Genomic DNA, 25,168 nt, shown 5'->3' with positions numbered 1-25,168 from the left:
TCGTGGTCCCCGCAGCGGCGGGGTTTTTCGGGCACGGTCCGGGTGCCGGGCGCGTAGCGGCAACCGGTAGCCTCAGGGCAGTCGTTTCGACCCCTCACCTGCAAGGAGCCGCACCCCATGACCCAGCGCACTCTCGTCCTCCTGAAGCCGGACGCCGTCCGTCGTGGTCTGGTTGGCGAGATCATCGGCCGTATCGAGCGCAAGGCCGACTGGCGGATCGCCGCGCTGGAGCTGCGGACCCTGGACCGCGGCATCCTGGAGCAGCACTACGCCGAGCACGTGGGCCGTCCGTTCTACGAGCCGCTGGTCGAGTTCATGTCCTCCGGTCCCGTCGTCGCGCTGATCGTCGAGGGTGAGCGGGTCATCGAGGGGGTGCGGCAGCTCGCCGGTCCGACGGACCCGATCGCCGCGGCCCCCGGTTCCATCCGCGGCGACTACGGCGTGATCGTCCGCGAGAACCTGATCCACGCGTCCGACTCCGAGGAGTCGGCCGAGCGCGAGGTGAAGATCTTCTTCCCGGGCCGTGACTGACCGGTGCCCGGCGGCCCGTACGGGCCACGCCGTGCGGAGTTTCCGAGAAATTTTCTGAGGGTTCGTCAGATCGGCCGGAGGCCCGCACCTGGGACGGCCGTACGATTTCGGCCGTCCCTCGGCATATGCGTTGCCGATCGGGGGAACGTGTGCCCCCGATGGGCCGTCTCCACAAGCGGGGCGCCGCGTCATCTGCTGACAATGGCGAAGACCCTCGCGCGATGTCCGTGAAGGCGCGTCTACGATGGAACCCTTCACGTCACCGCACCCACCTCGCCTCCCTGAAAAGCCCTCAAAAGCTCGTGGGAAGGCCAGACGAATCCTGATGGGGAACTCAATGTCGTTCATCGGCCGTGACATGGCTGTCGACCTCGGGACCGCCAACACGCTGGTGTACGTCAGGGGTCGCGGGATCGTACTCAACGAGCCGTCCGTCGTCGCCATCAACACCAACACCGGTGGCATCCTCGCGGTCGGTGCCGAAGCCAAGAAGATGATCGGCCGGACGCCGGGCAACATCGTCGCCGTGCGCCCGCTGAAGGACGGCGTCATCGCCGACTTCGAGATCACCGAGCGGATGCTCCGCTACTTCATCCTGAAGATCCACAAGCGGCGGTATCTCGCCCGTCCGCGCGTCGTCGTGTGCGTGCCCTCGGGCATCACCGGCGTCGAGCGCCGCGCCGTCATCGAGGCGTCCTCGCAGGCCGGCGCGCGCCAGGTGCACATCATCGAGGAGCCCATGGCGGCCGCCATCGGCTCCGGCCTGCCGGTCCACGAGGCCACGGGCAACATGGTGGTGGACATCGGCGGCGGCACCACGGAGGTCGCGGTCATCTCGCTCGGCGGCATCGTCACCGCGCAGTCCATCCGCGTCGCGGGCGACGAACTGGACAACGCGATCATCCAGTACATCAAGAAGGAGTACAGCCTTCTGCTGGGTGAGCGCACGGCCGAGCAGATCAAGATCACGATCGGTTCGGCGTACGACCTCGACACCGACGAGCACACCGAAGTCCGGGGCCGGGACCTGGTGTCCGGCCTGCCCAAGACCGTCGTCATCTCCGCCGCGGAGGTGCGCAAGGCGATCGAGGAGCCGGTCAACGCGATCGTCGACGCCGTCAAGACGACCCTGGACAAGTGCCCGCCGGAGCTGTCCGGCGACATCATGGACCGGGGCATCGTCCTGACCGGCGGCGGCGCCCTGCTGCGCGGGCTCGACGAACGGCTGCGCCGCGAGACCGGAATGCCGATCCACATCGCCGAGGACCCGCTCGACAGCGTCGCGCTGGGCTCCGGCAAGTGCGTCGAGGAGTTCGAGGCACTGCAGCAGGTTCTGGACGCGCAGCCGCGCAGATGACGTAACACTTCGATTCCGCCGTACGAGACGTTCTTCGCTCGTGCGGCGGATCGTTGATATAGAGGCATAAGCTCCCGCAAACGGACCGCTCGGATTGGCGCTTCCTTTCGTGTTGGCGTTTTTCCGGCAGTCCTCGAATTCCTATTAGAGGAAGGCACGGCCGCCGCACGTGAGGGACACGAAAGAGAGCCGGCTGCTCCTGGTCCTGCTGATCGCCATCGCGTTCGCACTGATCACGGTGGACATCCGCGGGGGCCGGAACTCGCCGGTCGACGGCGCCCGGCACGCAGCGGCCGCGGCGTTCGGCCCGATCGAGAACGGGCTGTCCTCCGCGGTCGATCCGGTCGGCGAGGCCGTCTCCGCCGTCCGTGACTCCGGCACCCGCCACGACCGCCTGGCCACGCTGGAGAAGGAGAACGCGGCCCTCAAGGCCAAGCTCGGCAGCGACGACCGCAACCGCAGCCGCCTGAACCAGCTCGACCGGATGCTGAAGATCGCCGGCGAGGGCCAGTACGGCATCAAGGGCGCCCAGGTCATCGCCATAGGAGCGGCCCAGGGCTTCTCCTGGACCATCACCATCGACGCCGGCGCCAACGACGGCATCCGGCGCGACATGACGGTGCTCAACGGCGACGGCCTGGTCGGCCGCGTCACCACCGTCGGCCCCGACACCGCCACCGTGCTGCTCGCCAACGACCCCGACTTCACCGTCGGCACCCGCATGGAGGGCAGCGACGAACTCGGCTTCGCCTCCGGACAGGGCGACCGCCCGCTGCGCGTCGAACTCCTCAACGGCAAGGCCGAGGTGAAGAAGGGCGACCGTCTGGTCACCTTCGGCTCCCAGGCCGACAAGCCGTTCGTGCCGGGCGTGCCGGTCGGCGTGGTCTCCCGCGTGGACCCCTCCGGCGGCGGTCTGACCCGCACCCTGTACGTCACGCCGTACGTCGGCTTCAGCAAGCTCGACATCGTCGGCGTCGTCGTCTCCGGGCCCAAGAAGGACCCGCGCGACGAGGTACTGCCCAGCAAGCCCAAGCCGGTCCCGACGCCGACCGTGACGGTGACGGTCACCCCCTCGGCCGACGCGCCCGAATCCACCGACGACCAGCAGCAGTAGGAGCCGAACCGTCATGCGCCTCAATCGCATCCTGCTCGCCGCCGCACTGGTCGTCGTCGCCCTGGTGATCCAGGTGAGCGTCCTCGCCCGGCTGCATCTGCCCGGCGCCGTGCCCGACCTGCTGCTCCTCACCGTCGTCGGCCTCGCCATGGTCTACGGCCATGTCGGCGGCGCCCTCGTCGGCTTCGGCGCGGGACTCCTCGCCGACCTCGCCCCGCCCGCCGACCACGCGGCCGGGCGCTACGCGCTCGTGCTCTGCGTCATCGGCTACTGCGCCGGGCTCGTCCGGCCGGAGAACGGCCGGCTGAAGTCCGCGACCGGCCCGATGGCCGTCGTGGTCGCCGCCGCCGTCGGCTCCACGCTGCTCTACGCGGGCGTCGGCGCCCTCGTCGGGGACACCGCCGCCCGCCATGTCGGCCTGACCGGGCTGCTGTTCTCCGCCGCGCTCTACGACCTGCTGCTCGCGCCGTTCGTCGTCCCCGGCGTCATGTGGCTGGCCCGCCGCACCGACAACGACCCGCTCACCGAGAACGGACCGTCCGTCAAGGCCGGGAACATCTCCTCGGGCTGGCTCTCCTCCGGCACCGGCCTGCGGGTCGGCGGCGGGCGCTCCGGCCTCGGCAGCCTCAAGGCCAAGGCCCGCACCCGCTCCGCCCGCGTCGGACGCATCAAGGGGGTCAAGCGGCTGTGACAGCGGGCGGATTCACCCGAAAGAGTCAGCTCTGGGGGAACGGGCCGGCACCGGCCCCGCGTTCATCGTTCGTACGCACACACGTTCACGTACGCGTCCACGCATCCGCGTCCGCGCACTGAGAGGGGGAGCAGCCGCAGTGACCAACATTCCCGAGACCGGACGGACCCCACGCGTCCAGATCCGCCTCGTCGTCATCCAGATCCTCGTCCTCTCCCTGCTCGGCACCCTCGGCGGACGCCTGTGGTACCTCCAGATCCGCGAAGGCGCCGAGTACCAGCGCGAGGCCTCCGGCAACCACGTCCAGCAGGTCGTCGACCCCGCCGTGCGCGGTGACATCCTCGACGCCCGCGGCGTCCCCCTCGCGGACAACGAGACGCGCCTGGTCGTCTCCGCCTCCCGCACCGACCTCCTCAAGCAGAAGGACGACGGCAAGGCGGTCCTCGCCAAGCTCGCCGGCGTGCTCGGTCTGAAGGCCGAGGACGTCGAGCAGAAGGTCCGCCTCTGCGACGCGAAGACCCCCCAGCCCTGCTGGAACGGCTCGCCGTACCAGCCGATCCCGATCACCGACGAGGCCACCCCCAAGCAGGCCCTCCAGATCCGCGAGCGCGCCGAGGACTTCCCCGGCATCACCGCCGAACCCGAGGCCGTGCGGCGGTACGGCGGCCCCGGCAAGTCCAACACCTCCCAGGTCCTCGGCTACCTCTCGCCCGTCACCGACGACGAGATCCAGAAGGCCAAGGACACCGACTCGCCGTATCTGCGCTCCGACATGGTGGGCCGCTCCGGCCTGGAGCGGCAGTACGACAAGGAACTGCGCGGCAAGGCCGGCGTCACCCGCTACGAGGTGGACAACCTCGGCCGGGTCATCGGCAAGGCCAAGGCCGACCCCGCCGAGGCCGGTTCCAACCTGGTCACCAGCATCGACTCCCGCGTCCAGCGCGTCGCGGAGTACGAACTGGACAAGGCCATGAAGGTCGCCCGCCAGCAGTTCGACAAGATCACCGGCACCAACTACAAGGCCGACTCCGGCGCCGTGGTCGTCATGGAGGCCAAGACCGGCCGCATCGTCGCCATGGCCTCCGCCCCCACCTACGACCCCAACGTCTGGGTGGGCGGCATCTCCGCCAAGGACTACAAGGCCCTCACCGGCAAGAACAGCGACTACCCGCTGCTCAACCGGGCCATCCAGGGCCAGGCCGCACCGGGCTCCACCTTCAAGGTGATCTCCACCGCCGCCGCGGTCGAGGCGGGCTACGACTTCGACGGCCGCTACCCGTGCACGAGTTCGTACTCCGTCGGCAGCCAGGTCTTCAAGAACTTCGAGGGCGAGAACTTCGGCCCGATCTCGCTCGGCCGCGCCCTGGAGGTCTCCTGCGACACCGTCTTCTACGGCCTCGCGGACCGGGAGTGGAAGCGCGACGGCGGCATCAACCCCAAGAAGGGCCAGCCGAAGGACTTCTTCTACAAGGCCGCCCACCAGTTCGGCCTCGGCAAGGAGACCGGCATCGACCTCCCCAACGAGGTCACGGGCCGTGTCCCCGACCGCCAGTGGAAGCTCGACTACTGGAAGGCCAACAAGGACGCCTGGTGCAAGTCCGGCAAGAAGGACGGCTCCTACGTCGAGAAGATCGCGTACGAGAACTGCCTCGAAGGCAACAAGATGCGCGAGGGTGACTCGATCAACTACTCCATCGGCCAGGGCGACACCCTCGTCACGCCGATCCAGGAGGCGCGGATCTACGGCGCGGTCGCCAACGGCGGCACGATGTACCAGCCGACCATCGGCAAGGCGATCATCAGCCCCGACGGCAGGACGGTCACGCCGATCAAGCCGAAGAAGACCGGTCGGCTGCCCGTCAGCAAGGCCACCCTCAAGGGCATGGACGACGCGTTCGCGGGCGTCATCACCCGCGGTACCGCCGCCTGGAAGTTCGGCGGCTGGCCGCAGGACAAGATCCCGCTGCACGCCAAGACCGGTACCGCCGAGGTCTACGGCAAGCAGACCACCTCCTGGCTGGCCACCTACTCCAAGGACTACACGGTGATCATGACGATTGCCCAGGCCGGTACGGGTTCCGGAGCCTCCGGTGAGGCCGTGCGCAACATCTACAGCGCGCTCTACGGCGTCGCGGGCGACGGCTCCATCGACAAGAAGAAGGCCCTGCTGCCCGAGCCGCAGAAGGCCCTGCCGAAGGTCCGCGCCGACGGCACCGTCGTCGCCCCCAAGATCATCGGCGACCCGGCCAAGGACGTCGAGGCCGCCCAGAAGAACAACGCCACCAACGACGACGACCAGCCCGCGGCCACCGCGCCCACCGACAACACCAACAGCAACACCCGCAGGCGGCCCCGCCGGAGGGGAAGCCGGAGGACGCGCACATGACCGGCACCAACAGCTTCTCCGTCTCCGGCTACGGCCCCGAGCGGGCCGGCTGGACGAGGCTCCTCGCCCGCGACTCCGTCACCCGGCGCCTCGACTGGCCGATACTGCTCGCGGCCATGGCGCTGTCCCTGATCGGCTCCCTGCTGGTCTTCTCCGCGACCCGCAACCGCACGGAGATCAACCAGGGCGACCCGTACTACTTCCTGCTCCGGCACCTGATGAACCTCGGCATCGGGCTCGCCCTGATGATCGCCACCGTCTGGCTGGGCCACCGCGCCCTGCGCAACGCCGTGCCGGTCCTCTACGGCGTCTCGCTGCTCGGGGTGCTGCTCGTCCTCACCCCGCTCGGCGCCACCATCAACGGCAGCCGCAACTGGATCGTGTTCGGCGGGGGCTTCTCGCTCCAGCCCGCCGAGTTCGTGAAGGTCACGATCATCCTGGGCATGGCCATGCTGCTCGCGGCGCGGGTCGACGCGGGCGACAAGCCGTACCCCGACCACCGCACCGTCCTGCAGGCGCTCGGCCTGGCCGCCGTGCCGATCATGATCGTGCTGCTCATGCCCGACCTCGGCACGGTCCTCGCCATGGTGGCCATCATCCTGGGCGTGCTGCTCGCCTCCGGCGCCTCCAACCGCTGGATCTTCGGCCTGCTCCTGACCGGTGTCCTCGGCTGCGTCGCCATCTGGCAGCTGCATATCCTGGACGAGTACCAGATCAACCGCTTCGCCGCCTTCGCCAACCCCGACCTCGACCCGGCGGGTGTCGGCTACAACACCAACCAGGCCCGCATCGCCATCGGCTCCGGCGGCCTGACCGGCGCGGGCCTCTTCCACGGCTCGCAGACCACCGGCCAGTTCGTGCCCGAGCAGCAGACCGACTTCGTCTTCACGGTCGCGGGCGAGGAGCTGGGCTTCCTGGGCGCCGGCCTGATAATCCTTCTCCTCGGCGTCATCCTGTGGCGGGCCTGCCGTATCGCCCTGGACTCGACCGAGCTGTACGGCACGATCGTGGCCGCCGGCATCGTCGCCTGGTTCGCCTTCCAGTCCTTCGAGAACATCGGCATGACCCTCGGCATCATGCCGGTCACCGGTCTGCCACTCCCGTTCGTCTCGTACGGAGGCTCGTCGATGTTCGCGGTCTGGATCGCGGTGGGGCTGCTGCAGTCGATTCGGGTACAGCGGCCGATGTCGGCGTAGTGCCTCCGGCGGTTCGACGGGGGACCACGGCGGGGACTCACGGCCGGGGGCCACGGTCGGGGTTCATGGTTGGGGTCCACTAGCGGGGCTCACGGCTGGGGTTCGTGGCCGGGGTCTGCGAGCGGGTCCGACGAGTGGGGCCCACGGCCGGGTTCATGGTCGGGGTTCGTGGCCCGGGCCCACGAGCAGGGTCGACGAGCGGGTCCACGAGCGGGGCTCATGGCCGGGGTCCGCGAGCGGCGCCCACGGCTGGGGTCCACGAGCGGGGCTCACGGCCGGGGTCTGCGAGCGGGGCCGATGAGCGGGGGCCACGGCTGGGGTCCACGAGCGGGGCCCACGGCCGGGGTTCATGGCCGGGGTCCACGGTCGGGGTTCGTGGCCGGGGTCTGCGAGCGGGGCCGACGAGCGGCGCCCACGAGTGGGGTCGACGGGTGTGGCTCACGGGCGGGTCCGCGAGCGGGGGCCATGGCCGGGATTCGTGGCCCGGTCCGCGAGCGGCGCCTACGGCTGGGGTCCACGAGTGGGGTTCACGGTCGGGGTTCGTGGCCGGGGTCTGCGAGGCGGGGCCGACGAGCGGCGCCCCCGAGTGGGATTCACGAGCGGGGCTCATGGCCAGGGTTCATGGCCGGGGTCTGCGAGCGGGGCCGACGAGCGGCGCCATCGAGCGGGGCTCATGGGCGGGGTCCATGGCCGGGGTTCGCTGTCAGGGCTCGGTCGGCTTCAGGGGTGTGGCGGAGGGGTGGGAGGTCTGCTTCCGTTCCTTCGGGGTGTTCGGGGGCTGGATGTCGGTCGTGGGGGCGTTCTAGATTCGGGGCATGGCGGATGTGACGCGGGAAGTGGAGCGGAAGTACGAGGGCGGAGACGGCGGCTTTCCCGAGGTGACCGGGACCGCCGGGGTGGCCCGGGTCGTGGACCGGGGGCTGGCCGAGCTGGACGCCACCTACTACGACACCCCCGACGAACGGCTCGCCGCCGCCTCCCTCACCCTGCGCCGCCGCACCGGGGGATCGGACGCCGGGTGGCATGTGAAGTTCCCCGTGGCGCCCGGGGTCCGCGACGAGATCAGGGCGCCGCTGTCGGACACCGTGCCCGAGGAGATCGCCGCGCTGGTCCGCTCCCGGGTCCGGGGTGCCGGACTGGTCCCCGTGCTCCGGCTCCGCAGCGTCCGCCACGTCCTCGACCTGCTCGACGCCGAGGACACCCTGCTGGCCGAGGCGAGCACCGACACCGTGACCGCCGAGCGGCTCAACCGGGCGGGCGGCACCGCCCACTGGACCGAGACCGAGGTCGAACTCGCCGACGGCGGCGACCCCGCCCTGCTGGACCGCATCGAGAAGCGGCTGCGCGCGGCCGGGCTGAAGCCGTCGAAGTCGCCGTCCAAGCTGGCCCGCGCCCTGGAGGAGACCGGCGGGCGCGCGAGCAGCGGCGGTACGCCCGCCGCCCCCGTGACGGCCGGCGACCACGTCCTCGCCTACCTGCGGGAACAGCGCGAGGCGATCCTCTCCGGCGATCCCGCCGTCCGCCGCGACCTGCCCGACGCCGTGCACCGGATGCGGGTGGCGACCCGCCGGGCCCGTTCCGCCCTGCGCGGCTTCCGCGACGTGCTCGACCCCGCCGCCACCGCCCCGCTCGCGGCCGAGCTGAAGTGGCTCGCCGGGGAGCTGGGCCTCGACCGGGACCAGGAGGTGCTGGCGGAACGCCTGACCGCCGACCTCGCCGGCCTCCCCGACGACCTGGTCACCGGACCCGTGCGCGAGCGCCTGACCGGCTGGGCCGGCGCCCGCCACCACAGCACCCGGGCCCACCTCATCGGCGTACTCGACTCCGCGCGCTACCTCGCCCTGCTCGACACCCTGGACGCTCTCCTCGCCGACCCGCCCCTGCTGAAGCGGGCCGCGCGCAAGCCGGGCAAGACCCTGGCCAAGGCCCTGCGCAAGGACTTCGCCAAGCTCTCCCGGCTGGTGGACACCGCCCTGGAGCTGCCGCCCGGCGAGGAACGCGACCGTACGCTGCACGAGGCCCGCAAGAAGGCCAAGCGCACCCGCTACGGCGCGGAGGCGGCCGCAGACGCCCTCGGCGCCCCGGCCCGCGCCCTCGTCAAGTCCATGAAGTCCCTCACCACCCTCCTCGGTGAACACCAGGACGCGGTCATGGCCCGCCACACCCTGCGCGAGCTGGCGGCGGTGGCGCACGGGGCGGGGGAGAGCGGGTTTCCCTACGGGGTGCTGTACGGGCGGGAGGAGCGGCGGGCGGAGCGGGTGGAGGGGGAGCTGCCGGGGCGGTGGCGGACCGTGACCGAACGCGTGGCCGGTCGTTTGATCTGACGCACGGCCTCCCCGCGCATGCGGGGGTGATCCGCCGTGAGAGTCCTGCGAAGTCCGGTGGGCTCTGTGGTCCCCGCAGCTGCGGGGGTGTGCCGATCGCCGTGCAGGGGGTGGTCCGTAGCGGGTTACGCTTGAGGACCACCCCCATCAGCTCACGAAAGTACCCCGCGATGTCTGTCGAGTCGGTCTTCCCGCAGCTCGAAGCCTTGCTCCCGCATGTGCAGAAGCCGATCCAGTACGTCGGCGGAGAGCTCAACTCCACGGTCAAGCCCTGGGACGCCGCTGAGGTGCGCTGGGCCCTCATGTACCCGGACGCGTACGAGGTCGGTCTGCCCAACCAGGGCGTCATGATCCTCTACGAGGTGCTGAACGAGCAGGAGGGCGTGCTCGCCGAGCGCACGTACAGCGTGTGGCCGGACCTTGAGGCCCTGATGCGCGAGCACGGCGTGCCGCAGTTCACGGTCGACAGCCACCGGCCGCTGCGTGCCTTCGACGTGTTCGGCCTGTCCTTCTCCACCGAGCTGGGCTACACCAACATGCTCACCGCCCTGGACCTGGCGGGCATCCCGCTGGAGTCCAAGGACCGTACGCTCGACGACCCGATCGTCCTCGCGGGCGGCCACGCGGCGTTCAACCCCGAGCCGATCGCGGACTTCATCGACGCGGCGATCATCGGTGACGGCGAGCAGGCCGTGCTGGACATGACGGAGATCATCCGCAAGTGGAAGGCGGAGGGCCGCCCGGGTGGCCGCGAGGAGGTGCTGCTGCGCCTGGCGAAGACCGGCTCGGTGTACATCCCGGCCTTCTACGACGTGGAGTACCTGCCCGACGGCCGTATCGCCCGCGTCGTCCCCAACCGCTCGGGTGTGCCGTGGCGCGTGTCGAAGCACACCGTCATGGACCTGGACGAGTGGCCGTACCCCAAGCAGCCGCTGGTGCCGCTGGCCGAGACGGTCCACGAGCGCATGTCGGTGGAGATCTTCCGCGGCTGCACGCGTGGCTGCCGGTTCTGCCAGGCGGGCATGATCACGCGCCCGGTGCGCGAGCGCTCGATCACGGGCATCGGCGACATGGTCGAGAAGGGGCTGAACGCGACCGGCTTCGAGGAGGTCGGCCTCCTCTCCCTCTCCTCCGCCGACCACTCCGAGATCGGTGACATCGCCAAGGGCCTCGCGGACCGCTACGAGGACGACAAGGTCGGCCTCTCGCTGCCCTCGACCCGTGTCGACGCGTTCAACGTGGACCTGGCCAACGAGTTGACCCGCAACGGCCGCCGTTCCGGTCTCACCTTCGCCCCCGAGGGCGGCTCCGAGCGCATGCGCAAGGTCATCAACAAGATGGTCTCGGAGGAGGATCTGATCCGCACCGTCGCCACCGCGTACGGCAACGGCTGGCGGCAGGTGAAGCTGTACTTCATGTGCGGTCTGCCGACGGAGACCGACGAGGACGTCCTGCAGATCGCCGACATGGCGACGCACGTCATCCAGAAGGGCCGTGAGGTCTCCGGCTCGGGCGACATCCGCTGCACGGTGTCGATCGGCGGCTTCGTCCCGAAGCCCCACACCCCCTTCCAGTGGGCCCCGCAGCTCTCCGCCGAGGAGACGGACGCGCGCCTGCAGAAGCTCCGCGACAAGATCCGGGGCGACAAGAAGTACGGCCGCTCCATCGGCTTCCGCTACCACGACGGCAAGCCCGGCATCGTCGAGGGCCTGCTCTCCCGCGGCGACCGCCGCACCGGCGCCGTCATCCGCGCGGTCTACGAGGACGGCGGCCGCTTCGACGGCTGGCGCGAGCACTTCTCCTACGACCGCTGGATGGCCTGCGCCGACAAGGCGCTCGCCGACTTCGGTATCGACGTCGACTGGTACACCACCCGCGAGCGCACCTACGAGGAGGTCCTCCCCTGGGACCACCTCGACTCCGGTCTCGACAAGGACTGGCTGTGGGAGGACTGGCAGGACGCCCTCGACGAGACCGAGGTCGAGGACTGCCGCTGGACCCCCTGCTTCGACTGCGGCGTCTGCCCCCAGATGGACACCCACATCCAGATCGGCCCCACCGGCAAGAAGCTGCTGCCGCTCACGGTCAAGAAGTAGCCCCGACGAAGCGCCTCGGCCGTCCACTGGACGACCGAGGCGCTTCGGCATACCTGAGCCGGACCACGCCGAAGCCCTCCGCGGGCTCACAGCGAAGGTGGGCGAGCAGATTCCTCACTGCGCCCGGTGCACGCCACCTCCAAGGCCGGCCAGCTGCTGCCGCGTTCGACACAGACTGGTCGTTATCGACGGCAAGTCGCATCTAAGCCGTGAAGATCATAATGTGCGGTTGGAGTGTCGAAGTTCCACATCTCTTTGCTTTCCCTCATGAAAAAGATGATGCGAACAGTAGGTGGGGAATATGGACACCATGGCTTTCTGGGCTCGTTGAACAACATGCTTGTCCATCCCCGCATGGGTCCGTATGATGATCATGAAGGTGATCGTTGATCGGGCGTATTGATTCCCTGTTCTTGTAATATCTTGGAGGAATAGTGGGTCCCAGGGTTAAGGCTGTCGCTGTTGTGGCGACTGTTCTGGCTTCATTGAGTGTGAGCACTGCGGCGTATGCTGCTTCGACTTCTACGAGTCTCAGCAACGGAACGCTGTCCTTTACTGCTGATAACGGACGTAACGTCAGCGGTAACAGTAGTCTGTTCTACTCGACGGTGAAGTATTCGAAGAGTGGGGGCAGTGCCGTCTCGGTCACTCTTGAGGTCGACGCGGTCAGTGCCACGTACGATTCCCCCACCTACACCGTTTCGAGCGGTAATTCGGCAAGCTACAGCTTTGGGGGCCACGCGGTTCCCTCGGGCTGCCGTGTGACCGGTGGAATGTATGTCAGTGGTCAGGGATATTTCTGGACTCCGTCGCTCAATCCGTGCTGAAAATCGTAGCGGGCTAACTGGGTGAGGCGTTGTCTCCGGCGTGGTCACGTGATGTGCCGGGGTGCGACGCGTTGTTGCTTGAGGGTTGAGGGCTCCAAATGGAATCCTCAACCCTCGACTTTTGTGAGGGAATTCTCGTGATTGAAGCATCCGTCAGGGCCGTGCCTGGCCTTGTGCCGGTCTTTCTGGTGCTTGCGGCCGTCGTGGGTGCGGGAGCGGTGAAATTTGCCCGGGTGAAATGTCTGCCGGTGGTGCCGGCGGCGCTCTCGGCCGTGTCGCTGATCGGGGCTCTGGTGGTCACTTTGCTTCCGGGTGAGGCCGGCGATGCCGTGACGGAGCTGACCTGTAACGCGGGTATGCCGCTCGGTGACGTGCTCGGGACGTCGTCGGGCCGGCTGAACCTGCTTCTGTTTCTCCCCTTCTGCTTCTTCGGTGTGCTCTCCGCTCGTCGGCCCGTCGGTGTGCTCGGCTGTGGAATCGCCCTCGTTTTCACGGTCGAACTCTTCCAGGCTGTGTTTGCGTTGGGGCGGAGCTGTAGCTACTCCGACATCAAAGCCAATGCCTCAGGGGTCGTCATCGGTACGATTCTGGGAACGATCTGGGTATGGGTGGGCACCCGCAAGGTGCCCTTCGGCCGGCGTGACGGGATGGTCGGTGCGGGCGTCCTGGTCGTCAGCTCTTGCGTCGCGTTCGCCGTCTTCGGTTTCTGGATCACCATCAACAAGGTCGACACGGAATCGATCGGAGTCACCGCGGACCAGGGCCGGTGGGCTCGGAGCGTGGCCGAGAAAATCGATGGGCCGGGTGTCAAGGTTGTGCAGATGCAGCTCCGGAAAGAGACATCCGGGCCTTCTTCCGTCATATATCTGACGACCGATAAATCGCGCCTCATGCTGCTCTGGCCCGATCGCAAGATCCAGTTGTTGTTCGAGAATGCCAATCAGGACGACTACGGGTCTCTCGGGAAGTCGGATATTCGTCAGGCCGGCGAGGATTTCGCTCGTAAGTGGTATCCGGACGAGGTCGCCGGAAGCAAGGAGACCCTGGACCTCGTCGGCAAGGGCAGTGGGCCGTATGTTCTCAGTTACCGGCGCTATGCCGACAAGGTCATGATGCCCATGCGTCTGGATATCACGGTGTCCTCGGCGGGGCGCATTATGGCGGCAAACTGTAGGCCGACTCGTGATCCCGAACTTCCTGCCGTGAAGATTGACAAAAAGTCCGCACAGGAGCGGGCTGTGAGAAATTCCGGGTCCAAAGCGGCCGGATCGACTTTCTTGATCGCGCAGGAAGTGAATGCCGTGTGGCGTCCCGTCTGGTTGGTGAATCTCATCAAGCAGGGCGAACAAGAACCTTCCGGTGCCGTGGCCTTCATCGATGCGGTCACCGGCCGGCAAGTCGTCGGGGACCAGCAGGGCAGTGGCTGGTCCATGGGGTCGTGACCTCGTCGGGTCCAAGTGGATGTGCGAGGCCCGGTTCGGCGGTTAGAGTCGTCCGGTTACGTCCGGTTGGGGGCAGCCGGAGTTGGGGCGGGGGCGCCCGTGTGCGGGGAGGCTTGTGGGGGATGAGTCGTCGCTCTTCTGGTCTGGCGGGGGTCTGGGCGGAGGCGCAGCGCCAGCAGCAGCGTCAACGTGAGGACGAGGCGCGGCGGGAGAGGGAGCGGGAACGGCAGGACCGGGCCCGGGAGCGGGAGGCCGCGCAGAGCCGGCGGGAGTTCCGGCAGGCCGAGGCGCGGCGGCGCACGGAGGAGCTGGAGGCCCGGGTGGCCGTGCTGCGGGGGCTGCTGGCCGCCGGGTGCGCGGTGCCGGGGTTCCGGGTGGCGCGGTTGCTGCGTGCCGAGGAGGCCGAGCCGTTCGATCCGGGGCCGCTCGGCCGGCCGGTGCGGATGCCCGACCGGGAGCAGTACCGGGCGGCGCGCGGCGGCTGGACGGCGGCGCAGCGGGCGCAGGCGGAGGCCGACGCGCACACCCGGTTCGAGCACGCCTGGTTCGCCGCGCAGGCGGCCGAGTCCCGGCGCAAGCTCCAACTGGCCGTGCGGCAAAGGGAGTACGAGCAGTACACCTCGGCCGCGCTCGCCGAGGTGCGGCGGCACAACGCCGGGGTCGCGGAGGCCGCCGAGAGTGTGCGGCGGGGCGAACCCGAGGCGGTGGTCGCGTACTTCGGCGCGGCGCTGCGCGCGTCCACCGCGTGGCCCGGCGGTTTCCCGTGCGTGCCGCGCGCGGCGTACGACGCGGTGGCCCGGCAGCTGGTGCTGGACTGGGAGTTGCCGGGGTTCGCCGTGGTGCCGGAGGTCAAGTCGGTGCGGTACATGCCCACGTCGGACCAGGAGAAGGAGACCCCGCGCCCGGTGGGGCAGCGGCGGACGCTGTACCGCGAGGTGCTCGCGCAGTGTCTCCTCCTCGCGGCCCAACAGGTCTTCGCTGCCGACGAGTTCGACGCGCTGGACTCCGTGGCGGTCAACGGTGTCGTCGACGACCACGACCCGGCGACCGGCCGACAGGCGCTGATCTGTCTGGCGACGGTCATGGCGCCGAAGGCCGCGTTCGCCGGTCTGCACCTGACCCAGGTCGATCCGGTCAGCTGTCTGACGGAGGCGCTGCGGGGCCGGCTGTCGGCGCGTCCGGACCAGTTGGCGACGGTACGGCCCGGTCGCCGGCCGGAGGAGGTGTGCGCGCCCGGGAGCGCGCCGTCGGGCGGTGGCGAGGAGCCGGACCTTTATGAGATGGACCCGCTCGACTTCGAGTCGCTGGTGGCGGAGCTGTTCCGGGCCATGGGCATGGAGGCGGTGACGACGGAGCGGTCGGGGGACGGCGGGGTGGACGTGCACGCCGTCGACCCGGCTCCGATCCGGGGCGGGCAGATCGTCGTGCAGGTCAAGCGGTACCGGGGCACGGTGCCGCCGACGGCGGTGCGGGATCTGTACGGGACCGTGCAGGACACCGGCGCGAACAAGGGCGTCCTCGTCACCACCTCGGGTTTCGGCTCCGGCTCGCACGCCTTCGCGCAGGGCAAGCCGCTGGAGCTGATCGCGGGTCCCGAACTGGTCGACCTGCTGCACCGCCACGGGCTGCGCGGCAGGCTCGGTGAGCGTGAGCGTGAGCGCGGGCGCGCCCGCACGGCCCCGCCCGCCGCCGTACCGCCCGGCGACTACAACGTGCTGGGCATGTCCTGGTCCGGCGATGTGGTGCTGGACGTGTGCGCGCTGGTCTGCGCGGGCGGCCGGGCGCTCGGCGACGACCACTTGGTGTTCTTCAACAACCCCGCCACCCCGGACGGTTCGGTCCGTTCGGTGCCGGCCCCGCCGCCGGACAAGGCGGCCGTGCGGGTCTCGTTCGACGCGCTGCCCGCCGGGGCCGACCGGCTGGTCCTGGTCGCGGCGGCCGATCCGGAGGCCGACCCGCACGCCGACCTCTCGGGGTTCGCGGACCCCGTGATCCGCCTCCTGGACCCCGCCCTGGCCGAACTGGGCCGCCTGGAGGTCTCCGCGGGCCGCCCCGGCGAGACGGCCCTGGTCCTCGGCTCCTTCCGGCGCCGTCCGAGCGGCGACTGGGACTTCGTGCCGGGCGGCCGGGGCTACCCGGGCGGTCTGGCCGAGCTGCTCGCGGACCACGGGATCGCGGTGGAGTGAGCGCTCCGGGCCCCGGCGCGCGCGGAAGGGCTCGCCGGAGTCCCCGGCGGCCCCTTCCGTGAAACTGACGGCACGTCAGGCGGCAGGCGCGTACTTCGGATTGGGGCCGTACTCGTTCGGCTCCGGCCGCCCCTCCTGGGCCAGGAAGACCAGCAGGATGATCCAGCCGATGAAGGGGATCAGGGCGACGAGGACCAGCCAGCCGGAGCGGTCGGTGTCGTGGAGGCGGCGGACGGCGACGCCGAGGCCGGGCAGGAAGAGGGCCAGGCTGTAGAGCCAGCTGATGACCAGGGTTCCGATCGAGCGGCCGATGATCCACAGCACTATCGCGATGATCAGGTTGACCAGGAAGAACATCCAGTATTCCTGCCGCCGTGCGCGGCCGGTGAAGACGGCGTACTTCTTCAGGACGTCGACGTACCAGTGCATACTCGCCCCCCAGCGAAGTTCTGGTTCCGGGCTCCATGGAAGCAGTGGCCGGGATTGATCGCCATAGTCCGGCGTGTCCGGATCAATTCGGTGTCGTGATCGATGTCCGGTCTCAGGTGCGCGCCGGAGTGCCGAGCCGCGCGTCGAGCCAGTTGAAGATCCGCTGCTCGAACAGCGCGCGTCCCAGCGGCTCGCAGTGCAGATGCGCCCCCTCCTCCTCGGTGAAGCGCACCAGCCACTTGGGTCCGGGCAGCGCGTCGTAGAGCCGCTGGGAGGCGCCGGGCCAGAAGTGCTCGCCCTCGGGGTCGGTGATCAGCAGCGGGGTGGTGATCCGGTCGAGGACGTGGGTGAGGTCGTAGCGGGCGACCTCGGTCAGCAGGGCGTACGGCGTGTCGATGCCGTAGGGGCGGGCCCGCCACCGCCACATCGCGGCCAGCGACGGGTTCTGCTCCAGGGCCTCCCCGATGATGGCGTCGAAGGCGTCCCGGTCCCCGGACTCCCACAGTCCGCGCAGATCGGGGCCGAGGTGCTGCCACCAGCTGTCGGACACCCGGACCACCCCCGGGTCGGCGACGGCGGCGGCGAGGCGCTGTTCGAAGGCGAGCGCGCGCGGCACCCAGTAGCCGCCCTGGCTGATCCCGGCCAGGGCCAGCCGGCGCGGGTCCACGCCGGGGCGGAGCAGCAGGTGGTCGACGACCGGGGTGATGACGTTCTCCCAGTCGGGCCGGAAGGTCACCCCGCGTTCGAAGAGCATCGACTGCTGGCCGGGGCCGTCGAAGAGCAGGACGCGGTAGCCGCGTTCCACGGCGGGCGCGCCGAGCAGGGTCCAGGCGGCGGTCAGCGGGCCGTCGCTGCCGTTGTTGACGATCAGGGTCGGCAGCGGGGTCTCGTCGTCCGTGCCGGGCGGGCTGATCAGATACCCGGGCAGCGTCGTGTCCTCGTAGGGGATCGCGACCCGCTCGGCGGGCGGGTCGCAGGCGTGCAGAAAGCGGTCCAGGCAGGCCCGGTGCTCCGCGAACACCTCGGCGGCCCGCTTCCCGCCGTCCTGGAGGGCGTCGGCGGCGACCAGCGCGGTGCCGAAGTAGCCCGCCGCCCGCAGCCAGGCGGCGCGGGCGCTGAGCGGATGCCCCATGGCCGCGCAGCGGTCGGCGTCCTCGCCGACCCGGTGCCCCAGTTCCGTCCAGGCGTCGAACCACGCCGCGCCGTCCTTGTCGGCCACCCCGGCGGCGGTCGTCAGCACCTCGCCCGCGTCGGCGCCGCGCCGCCACACCGCGCCGAGGGCGAGCAGGACCTCGTAGTTGAACTGGTCGTTCTCGTTGAAGCGGTAGCTCATGGAGGCTGCTCCCGGGACAGACCGTGCCGACCCCCGCGCGTCCGGACCCATCTCCACGGTAGGGGCCGGGCGGGCCGCACGCACTCGGGCGGCGCGTGTGCGGTCCGCCGCACGCGGCGCGACCATGAAAGGGGGAAACGCGAGCCACCGGAGGAACCCCATGGTCCAGCAGACGGCGACGAAGGCCCCCGCCAAGAAGCCCGTCGGCACGGGCAGCGTGTTCCTCTCCTTCGCCCCCTGGATCATCTTCGGCGTGGTCGCGAGCCCCAGCACCTGGGAGTACGCGGCGCTCGCCGCGCTGGTCGCCTCGCTCCTGCTGGCCGCGCAGGACCTGCTGCACGGCCGGATTCGCGTCCTCGACGTGACGGGCATCGTCTTCTTCGCCGTGCTCGCGGTCCTCGCGCTCGCCCTCGGCCGCGACCAGCTGCTGTGGGTGGAGACGTACGCCCAGGTCATCTCCAACGGCGTGGTCGCCGTCGTGGCGCTCGGCTCGCTGTTCGGCGACCCGTTCACCGCGCAGTACGCGCGCGAGTCGACGCCACGTCAGTACTGGGACTCGCCCGTCTTCAAACACATCAACCGGGTGCTGACGGCGGTGTGGGGCCTCGCCTTCGTCCTGATGACGCTCTTCACCTGGCTGGCGATCCGCTTCCCCGGCCAGGACGACTGGTTCAACTGGGTCGTACCGATCGCGCTGCTGGTGGGAGCCGTGCGTTTCACCCAGTGGTACCCGGACCGGTACAAGGCGGGCCGTACCGCCGCCGCGGAAGGCTGACGCGGAGGCATCCATGGAGGCCGCTTCTGCGTCTGTAGGGGCATGGACCTGGACAAGCCGCCCGCCGCGCCCGCGTACTCCGAGGGCTGCCTCGCCGTCGCGATCCGCGTGCCGGTGCGAATCGTGGTGCTCGTGCTCGTGGTGCCGGTACGGCTGGTGTGGGACGCCCTCACCGTCGCCGGCCGCTTTCTGACGGACACAGTGCTGCGCCCGCTGGGCCGTGCGCTGCTGTGGCTCGGCCGGGCGCTGTTCGTGTGGCCGTGGGTGGCGCTGTGGCGGTGGGTGGTGGTCCCGGCCGGCCAGGGGCTCGGCTTCCTCGGACACGTCCTCCTGGTGGTGCCCGCGCGGTGGCTGTACGCACGCGTGCTCGCGCCGCTCGGCCGGGGGACCGCGTGGCTCGCCGGGGCGGTCGGCGCGGGGCTGGCGTGGCTGGGACACCACCTGGTCGTCGTTCCGGCGCGGTGGGTCTTCGGCCGGGTGCTCGCCCCCGCCGGCCGCGCGGTCGGCCTCGCCCTGTACTGGACGGCGCGTGTGCTGTTCGTGCTGCCCGCGCTCTGGCTGTGGGCCCGGGTGCTCGTACCGGCCGGGCACGGGCTGTCCTGGCTCGCGGACGTGGTCGTCACCGGGGTCGGCACCGCCCTGTACTGGACCGGGCGCCTCCTGCTGGTGCTGCCCGCGCGCTGGCTGTGGCGCCACGTCCTCGCGCCCGTCGGCCGGGTGCTGGCCGTCGTCGCGCGGGAGGTCGCGGACGCCCTCGGGCACGCCTGGCGGATCGCCGGACGCGTCTCGCTGGTGGTCGGACGCGCGCTCGGCACACTCTTCCGGTGGATCTTCGTGGAACCGGTCCGCTGGGTGTACCGCACCGTCCTGACCCCCGTCGGACACGTCGTACGCGACCACGTCCTGCGGCCCGCCGCCGAGGTCGCGCGCGCCGTGGGACAGGCCTCGCGGCAGGCTCTGGCCGCCGCCCGCGACAGCGTCCGCCAGGCGCGTATGGACCTGCGCCGGATGCTGTTCGGCGACTCCCGGCAGCCGGTCGCGGTGGACCGGCGGGAACCTCACGAGCGCGGCACACGTACTCTTGGTAGCAGTACGACCGCACTCACGAAGGACTAGGACACTGGGCAAGCGACAGCCCGAAGGCCCACCGCCCGCACCCGCGGTGCAGCGCATCCGACTGCGCTACACCAAGCGCGGCCGCCTCCGGTTCACCAGCCACCGCGACTTCCAGCGCGCCTTCGAGCGCGCGCTGCGCCGCGCCGAGGTGCCCATGGCGTACTCGGCGGGGTTCACGCCGCACCCGAAGGTGTCGTACGCCAATGCCGCACCCACCGGCACGGGCAGTGAGGCGGAGTACCTCGAAATCGCCCTGACCGCGGCGCGTGACCCCGAGACCCTGCGGGGCCTGCTCGACGGGTCGATGCCCGCCGGGCTGGACATCACCGACGCGGTGGAGGCCCACACCTCCGGCCTCGCCGACCGGCTCGCCGCCTCCCTGTGGGAGCTGCGGCTGGACGGCGTGGAACCGGCGGAGGCCCAGCGCGCGGCCGAGGCCTTCCGCGCGGCCGAGACGGTCGAGGTGCAGCGCATGGCCAAGAACGGCGTGCGCACCTTCGACTGCCGTTCCGCCGTCGCCGCGCTGGAAGTCGTGGAGACGCAGCCGCAGGCTGATAGGCCGGAAGACCGGCCCTGTGCGATACTGCGGCTGGTTGTTCGGCACGTGACGCCTGCCGTACGACCCGACGACGTCCTGTCCGGTCTCCGCGCCGTGGCCGACCTGGCGCCGCCGGTCCCCGCAGCGGTGACCAGGCTGGCGCAGGGGCCTTTCGATGAAGAGACCGGCACGGTGACCGACCCGCTCGCGCCCGACCGCGAGGCAGCCCAGGCCAAGGAGGCCGCACCGGCTGCCGCCGCGACGGCGGCGATGCCGGAAGGTTCCGTGTAGGACACACGCCGTAGCGCCGCCCTCGTACTCGGGAGCCACCTGGGTCGGGCAGCGCACCGACCAGAAGACTTTCGCCAGGCCGTACCGACAAGGCGTACGGAACCGGCGAGACAGGACACAGAGTGCTCCCGTGCGGCGCCCGCGCCCCGGACGGCGGCCATCGCGCATCGCGCGGGCCGCGGACGTCAACGGCGGACGGCCCGAAGAGGCCGGCGCCGGACCAGGCGCGGCGCCCGGGAGCCTGACGGGAGAAATGCCCGCATGCTCGAACCGACCGAGCCCAACGAGGGCTCCGAACCGAACACCCCGAGCGACACCCTGCCCCCGCGCAGGCGTCGCCGTGCCGCCTCCCGGCCGGCGGGTTCGCCCACCGCCGCCGAGGCCCCCACCGAAACCGTCACGGCCCCCACCAGGGCCGATGAGCCCGCGGAGCCGTCACCGGCCGCCGCCGAAGAGGCCGCGCCCGCCCGCCCGCGCCGCCGTGCGACCCGCCGCGCCTCCGCGCCCGCCGGAACCCCGGCCGCCGCCGAGACCGTAGAGACGGTCGTACCGGCGGAGACGACGGCCGCGCAGGCCGCGACCGCAGAACCGGCCGAGGTCACCGAGACCCCCGCGCCGCGCCGTACCCGCCGCCGGGCCTCCGCGCCCGCCGGTGCCCCCGCCGCCTCCGCTCCGGCCGAGGAGAAGAACGACGACGAGGTGAGCGTGGACAGCGAGAACGCGGACGTCGAGAACGCGGACGTCGAGAACGCCGAGGACGAGAAGACCGAGGAGCCGGCCGCCGAGGCGCCCGCTCCCCGTACGCGCCGCCGTGCCACGCGCCGCGCCTCCGCGCCCGCCGGTGCTCCGGCCGCCGCCGAGACCGCGCCCGCCGAAGCTCCGGCCGCCGGGAAGAACGAGGCGAAGAGCGTGGAGGAGGCCCCCGCCGAGGCGGAGCCCCGTCCGCGCCGTCGCGCCACGCGCCGCTCGTCCGCGCCCGCCACCGCCGCCGAGACCGCGGCCGAGGCTCCGGCCGCCGTGGAGGCCCCCGCCGCTGCCGCTGCCCCGGCCGAGGAGACGCCCGCCGCCGAGGCGGAGGCCGCTCCCCGTGCGCGTCGCCGCGCCACCCGCCGGGCGTCCGCGCCCGCCGGTGCCCCGGTGACCGCCGAGGCCGGCGAGTCCGCCGAGACCGCCGCCGCCCCTGCCCCCGCCGCCGAGCAGAGCCCCGAGGCCGAGGAGGCCCCCCGCAGGGGCCGCCGCCGTGCCGCCGAGGCGCCCGCCGCCGAGGCCGAGACGTCCGCCGAGAACGGCCCGCGCCGTCGTCGCCGCGTCGTCCGCCAGGCCGCGGGCGGGTTCTCCGCGCCCGCGCCCGCCGAGGGCACCGAGTCCGACTCCCCGCGCAAGCCGGCCCGCCCCGCCGTGGCCGTCTTCCGGGCGCCGGTGTTCACCGAGCCGAGGTTCCAGACCCCGCAGCGGGCCGCCGCCGAAGCCGCCGCCGAGGCCGCCGAGGCGGAGGAGAGCGCGCGGCCGGAGGAGACCGAGCAGCCCGAGCGGGCCGAGCAGTCCGGTCGCGCCGAGGCGTACGACGAGCGCGCCGAGTCCGGCTCGCGCCGCCGTCGCCGTCGCCGCAACGCCCCCGCCGAGGAGACCCGCCCGGCCGTGGAGGCCGAGACCGAGGCCGAGGAGCCGGAGGAGGCCGACGAGGCCGCCGAGGGCCTGGCCGAGGGCGATGACGCCGAGGGCTCCGAGGAGTCCGGTTCGCGCCGCCGTCGCCGCCGGGGCGGCCGCCGCCGTCGCCGCGGTGACGCCCTGGAGGGCGAGGAGGGCACGGACGGCGAGGATGACGACCTGGCCGCCGAGCAGGCCGCGCAGGACGCCGAGGACACCGCCGAGCAGGAGGAAGAGGACGAGGAGGAGGCGCACGAGGCCGCGGGCTCCAGCTCCAGCCGCCGGCGCCGCCGCCGTCGCCGCCGTGCCGGTGACTCCGGCGAGGCGGGCGAGGCCTCCACCCCCGACGACCCCGAGCGCACCGTCGTCAAGGTCCGCGAACCCCGCAAGGCCGCCGAGCCGTCCGACGAGGTCCAGTCCATCAAGGGCTCGACCCGTCTGGAGGCCAAGAAGCAGCGCCGCCGCGAGGGCCGCGAGCAGGGCCGCCGCCGCGTCCCGATCATCACCGAGGCCGAGTTCCTGGCCCGCCGCGAGGCCGTCGAGCGCGTCATGGTCGTGCGCCAGCACGGCGAGCGCACCCAGATCGGCGTCCTGGAGGACGGGGTGCTCGTCGAGCACTACGTCAACAAGGAGCAGTCCACCTCGTACGTCGGCAACGTCTACCTGGGCAAGGTCCAGAACGTGCTGCCGTCCATGGAGGCCGCCTTCATCGACATCGGCAAGGGACGCAACGCCGTCCTGTACGCCGGTGAGGTCAACTTCGAGGCGCTCGGCATGGCCAACGGGCCGCGCCGCATCGAGTCCGCCCTCAAGTCCGGCCAGTCGGTCCTGGTCCAGGTGACCAAGGACCCGATCGGCCACAAGGGCGCCCGTCTCACCAGCCAGGTCTCCCTGCCGGGCCGCTACCTCGTGTACGTCCCCGAGGGCTCGATGACCGGCATCAGCCGCAAGCTGCCCGACACCGAGCGGGCCCGGCTGAAGACCATCCTCAAGAAGATCGTCCCCGAGGACGCGGGCGTCATCGTGCGCACCGCCGCCGAGGGCGCGAGCGAGGACGAGCTGCGCCGTGACGTCGAGAGGCTCCAGGCGCAGTGGGAGGAGATCAAGAAGAAGGCGAAGACGGGCAACGCCCCGACGCTGCTGTACGGCGAGCCGGACATGACCGTCCGCGTCGTGCGCGACATCTTCAACGAGGACTTCTCCAAGGTCATCGTCAGCGGTGACGAGGCGTGGGAGACGATCCACGGCTACGTCTCGCACGTCGCCCCCGACCTCGCCGACCGCCTCCAGAGGTGGACCAGCGAGACGGACGTCTTCGCCACGTACCGCATCGATGAGCAGCTCGCCAAGGCGCTGGACCGCAAGGTCTGGCTGCCCAGCGGCGGTTCGCTGGTGATCGACCGGACCGAGGCGATGGTCGTCGTCGACGTCAACACCGGCAAGTTCACCGGCCAGGGCGGCAACCTGGAGGAGACGGTCACCAGGAACAACCTGGAGGCGGCCGAGGAGATCGTGCGCCAGCTGCGGCTGCGCGACCTCGGCGGCATCATCGTGATCGACTTCATCGACATGGTCCTGGAGTCCAACCGCGACCTGGTGCTGCGCCGCCTCCTGGAGTGCCTGGGCCGCGACCGGACCAAGCACCAGGTGGCCGAGGTGACCTCGCTGGGCCTGGTCCAGATGACCCGCAAGCGGGTCGGCCAGGGCCTCCTGGAGTCCTTCTCCGAGTCCTGCGTCCACTGCAACGGCCGCGGTGTCATCGTCCACATGGAGCAGCCCACGTACGCCGGTGGCGGCGGTGGCGGCAAGCGCAAGAAGCGCGGCAAGGGCGGCGACGCCCACACCCACGAGCACGAGGGTGCCGCGGTCGCCGTGGCCGTCGAGACCCCGGAGGTGACCGAGACGGCCGCCGAGGTGGCCGCCGAGGCCGCCGAGCCGCTCGCGCTGCCCGCGCCGGAGTTCGTCCCGGACGAGGAGCTGTACAGCAGCATCGCCGAGGCGGAGGCCGCGGCGGGCCGTGGCCGCTCGCGCCGCCGTACGAGCCGCAGGGCCGCCGGCGCGCCGAAGGCCGACAGCGGCCGCGCCGAGACCGGCCGGGCCAAGGGCGGCCGGGCCGCGCGTGCCGAGGCTCCGGTGGACCGCACCGAGTCCGTCACCGAGGCCGAGCGCGCCGTACGTCCGGAGCGGGCCGCCGAGGCGCAGGCCGCGCCGGCCGCCGCCGAGGACCCGGTGGTGACGCAGGAGGTCGTGACCGAGGCGCCCGCCGCCCAGGAGCCCGTGGCCGAGGAGGCCGCGCCCCAGGGCCGTACGCGCCGCCGGGTCACCCGCAAGGTGTCGGCGCCCGCCGGTTCGCCGGCCGGGGCCGAGACGGCCGTCGTGACCGTCGCGGAGTCCGCGCCGGTGGCCGAGCCGGAGCCGGCGGCCGCCGAGGAGGCGCCCGCGCCCGCCGAGGCCGAGAGCGCCGCCCCGGCGCGTCCGCGCCGCCGCGCGGTCCGCAGGGCCACCGCCTCCACCGCGTCCGAGGACACGGCCGTCGTGGTCGTCCCGTCGGCCGCCACGGAGCCGGAGCCGGCTTCCGAGGAGCCGGGCGAGGCGGAGGAGGCCGCGCCGGCCAAGAAGACCGCCCGCAAGGCGGCCAAGAAGGCCCCGGCGAAGAAGACGGCCGCGAAGAAGACCACGGCCGCCAAGAAGACGACGGCCAAGAAGACGACGACCGCGAAGACGACGGCCAAGAAGGCGGCCAAGACCGCCAAGACGGCCGCCGCCAAGTCCACGGCGAAGAAGACCACCACGGTTTCCGCGCCCGACGACGAGAGCTGACGTCTCCCGCCGCGGGGTTGTGGGGGTGGGTGATGCGGGGGGCCACCAGCCCCCCAGAGCCGGCGCGAC

The 25,168-nt window shown here is 71.3% G+C and carries 16 protein-coding genes; 14 read left to right on the top strand and 2 right to left on the bottom strand.

Annotation, left to right across the window (positions count from 1 at the left end):
- Positions 1-117 precede the first annotated feature (117 nt).
- The 10 genes from ndk (at position 118) to AB0898_RS06470 (ending at position 16,150) form a co-directional block, all read left to right on the top strand.
- Complete coding sequence (gene ndk / locus AB0898_RS06515) at positions 118-531, top strand: nucleoside-diphosphate kinase (protein ID WP_366801699.1); 414 nt, start codon at positions 118-120, stop codon at positions 529-531.
- Between the two features lie 337 nt (positions 532-868).
- Complete coding sequence (locus AB0898_RS06510; RefSeq protein WP_014672705.1) at positions 869-1,888, top strand: rod shape-determining protein; 1,020 nt, start codon at positions 869-871, stop codon at positions 1,886-1,888.
- 169 nt (positions 1,889-2,057) lie between these two features.
- Positions 2,058-3,002, top strand: a complete 945-nt coding sequence (gene mreC, locus AB0898_RS06505; RefSeq protein WP_366801698.1) for a rod shape-determining protein MreC — start codon at positions 2,058-2,060, stop codon at positions 3,000-3,002.
- 13 nt (positions 3,003-3,015) lie between these two features.
- Positions 3,016-3,693 (top strand): rod shape-determining protein MreD, encoded by a 678-nt coding sequence (gene mreD, locus AB0898_RS06500; RefSeq protein WP_366801697.1) that lies wholly within the window; start codon positions 3,016-3,018, stop codon positions 3,691-3,693.
- Positions 3,694-3,832: 139 nt separating this feature from the next.
- Positions 3,833-6,079 carry a penicillin-binding protein 2 gene (gene mrdA, locus AB0898_RS06495; protein WP_366801696.1) on the top strand — a complete coding sequence of 749 codons (2,247 nt, stop codon included), beginning with the start codon at positions 3,833-3,835 and terminating at the stop codon, positions 6,077-6,079.
- On the top strand, positions 6,076-7,275 hold the full coding sequence (gene rodA / locus AB0898_RS06490) for a rod shape-determining protein RodA (protein ID WP_366801695.1): 1,200 nt from the start codon (positions 6,076-6,078) through the stop codon (positions 7,273-7,275). The genes mrdA and rodA overlap by 4 nt, the downstream gene beginning before the upstream one ends.
- Before the next feature lie 815 nt (positions 7,276-8,090).
- On the top strand, positions 8,091-9,599 hold the full coding sequence (locus AB0898_RS06485) for a CYTH and CHAD domain-containing protein (RefSeq protein ID WP_366801694.1): 1,509 nt from the start codon (positions 8,091-8,093) through the stop codon (positions 9,597-9,599).
- 170 nt (positions 9,600-9,769) lie between these two features.
- Positions 9,770-11,695 (top strand): TIGR03960 family B12-binding radical SAM protein, encoded by a 1,926-nt coding sequence (locus AB0898_RS06480; protein WP_366801693.1) that lies wholly within the window; start codon positions 9,770-9,772, stop codon positions 11,693-11,695.
- 964 nt (positions 11,696-12,659) lie between these two features.
- Positions 12,660-13,964 carry a VanZ family protein gene (locus tag AB0898_RS06475; RefSeq protein ID WP_366801692.1) on the top strand — a complete coding sequence of 435 codons (1,305 nt, stop codon included), beginning with the start codon at positions 12,660-12,662 and terminating at the stop codon, positions 13,962-13,964.
- A gap of 122 nt (positions 13,965-14,086) precedes the next feature.
- Positions 14,087-16,150: a restriction endonuclease gene (locus tag AB0898_RS06470; RefSeq protein ID WP_366801691.1), complete on the top strand. Its 2,064-nt coding sequence runs from the start codon at positions 14,087-14,089 to the stop codon at positions 16,148-16,150.
- Between the two features lie 75 nt (positions 16,151-16,225).
- Here the strand turns inward: AB0898_RS06470 and AB0898_RS06465 are convergent, their stop codons facing one another.
- Both AB0898_RS06465 and AB0898_RS06460 read right to left on the bottom strand, forming a co-directional pair.
- Positions 16,226-16,579: a DUF805 domain-containing protein gene (locus AB0898_RS06465; protein WP_366801690.1), complete on the bottom strand. Its 354-nt coding sequence runs from the start codon at positions 16,577-16,579 to the stop codon at positions 16,226-16,228.
- Between the two features lie 112 nt (positions 16,580-16,691).
- Positions 16,692-17,912 carry a dipeptidyl aminopeptidase gene (locus tag AB0898_RS06460; RefSeq protein ID WP_366801689.1) on the bottom strand — a complete coding sequence of 407 codons (1,221 nt, stop codon included), beginning with the start codon at positions 17,910-17,912 and terminating at the stop codon, positions 16,692-16,694.
- A 160-nt stretch (positions 17,913-18,072) separates the two neighbouring features.
- Between AB0898_RS06460 and AB0898_RS06455 the strand changes: the two genes are divergently transcribed.
- The 4 genes from AB0898_RS06455 to AB0898_RS06440 all read left to right on the top strand — a co-directional run bounded on the left by AB0898_RS06455 (position 18,073) and on the right by AB0898_RS06440 (position 25,099).
- Positions 18,073-18,687: a hypothetical protein gene (locus tag AB0898_RS06455; protein WP_366801688.1), complete on the top strand. Its 615-nt coding sequence runs from the start codon at positions 18,073-18,075 to the stop codon at positions 18,685-18,687.
- A 42-nt stretch (positions 18,688-18,729) separates the two neighbouring features.
- Positions 18,730-19,803 carry a hypothetical protein gene (locus tag AB0898_RS06450; protein WP_366801687.1) on the top strand — a complete coding sequence of 358 codons (1,074 nt, stop codon included), beginning with the start codon at positions 18,730-18,732 and terminating at the stop codon, positions 19,801-19,803.
- 46 nt (positions 19,804-19,849) lie between these two features.
- Positions 19,850-20,632, top strand: a complete 783-nt coding sequence (locus AB0898_RS06445) for a TIGR03936 family radical SAM-associated protein (protein ID WP_366801686.1) — start codon at positions 19,850-19,852, stop codon at positions 20,630-20,632.
- Positions 20,633-20,893: 261 nt separating this feature from the next.
- On the top strand, positions 20,894-25,099 hold the full coding sequence (locus AB0898_RS06440) for an Rne/Rng family ribonuclease (protein WP_366801685.1): 4,206 nt from the start codon (positions 20,894-20,896) through the stop codon (positions 25,097-25,099).
- Positions 25,100-25,168: the final 69 nt, after the last annotated feature.

The organism is Streptomyces sp. NPDC005435, from assembly GCF_040703155.1.
GTDB lineage: Bacteria > Actinomycetota > Actinomycetes > Streptomycetales > Streptomycetaceae > Streptomyces.
This window is presented reverse-complemented; position numbering and strand designations above follow the sequence as displayed.